Raw genomic sequence first — 1,135 nt, 5'->3', positions numbered from 1 at the left:
CTCCTGAATATCTGTGATGTGGCGGGCTTCGAGGTTCGGGGGCCGCTTATCCTTGTTGACAAGAAATCCGGAAAGATTTGGAGGTGAATCCATTGGACTGGAAAGATTGTGCAGTATGGTTACTGAGGCTCGTAACTGCCGGAATATTGGTGGTTGGTATTCTTTTGGGTCTTGTTATTGGAAAAATATTTTGAGGAAGGAGCGTGAGAATAACTATGACTGGATATTCTGAGGCACCTCAATGGTCTGACTTAACTCCTGAAAAAATTTGCGACGAGTTAAGAGTTCTTACCAAAAGAGTTAGGCAGATGAAAGCCCAGCAGCCTTAAGGATGCTCAGCCGTTGACGGCCGCAATCGAGTATCAGTACGAGCCCATCGCCGCCCAGGCCATGCAAATCGTCTCCCAGTACGGCTCCTATGAGATTCTGGAGACCAAACTTCAGGCCGCTGTTGAGGAGCGTGCTAAAATCGTGTTCGCACGCTACGGCGCTATGACGCTGCTGGAGAACCGCGCCACCCTTTCCGCTCAGGTGCAGGAGGAAGTTAAGGAGTTGGAGGAACTGTTTCCGGTCAACTTCACCCAAGTGGTCGTGAAAGACATCGACTTCTCCGACGCTTTCGAGCAGGCTGTTGAGGCTAAGATGCAGGCGGAGCAGAATGCGCTGCGAGCTGAGAATGAGAAACAGGAAGCCATCACCAGGGCGGAGCAGGAGCGTGAGGTTGCCCGCGTTGAGGCGGAGGCTGCTGTTCTGGCTGCTGAAGGTGAAGCCCGCGCCCTGGAAATCACTCGTGAGGCCCTTGAGAACATGCCCGACACCTGGATTGCCCAGCAGTATTTAGAGAAGTGGGACGGTAAGCTGCCTCAGTTCATTACCGGCGACGGCTCCGGCTTGATGTTGACGCCCAACCTGGAGCAGTGAGGTGAGGAAGATGACATTTATCATTCGGGTGGTCATATTTCTGATCCGCCTGAAGCTCCATGTGAGAAAGGGCGAGCGGTTCCAGTTCGACAACCAGAAAACCGATTCGGTCTACTGGTTCACGGAGAGCTCTCCCATGAAGATGGAGTACGGGCATCGCTATGAAGCCAGCGTCAGCCTGAATTGGTTGCTGAACCCAGACTGTAAAATCAGA

1 protein-coding gene and 1 pseudogene are annotated in these 1,135 nt (G+C 52.7%); both read left to right on the top strand.

Translation table 11 applies throughout. The features are described 5' to 3' along the window. Positions 1 to 336 precede the first annotated feature (336 nt). Positions 337 to 921: pseudogene (locus JX325_RS17435) on the top strand (SPFH domain-containing protein); the annotation flags it as partial. 10 nt (positions 922 to 931) lie between these two features. After that, positions 932 to 1,135, top strand: a 204-nt coding sequence (locus JX325_RS17430; protein ID WP_204792266.1) for a hypothetical protein, incomplete at its 3' end; no start/stop codon positions are given.

The sequence above is a fragment of the Oscillibacter sp. CU971 genome (assembly GCF_905219725.1).
In the GTDB taxonomy this organism is placed as follows: domain Bacteria; phylum Bacillota; class Clostridia; order Oscillospirales; family Oscillospiraceae; genus Oscillibacter.
This window is presented reverse-complemented; position numbering and strand designations above follow the sequence as displayed.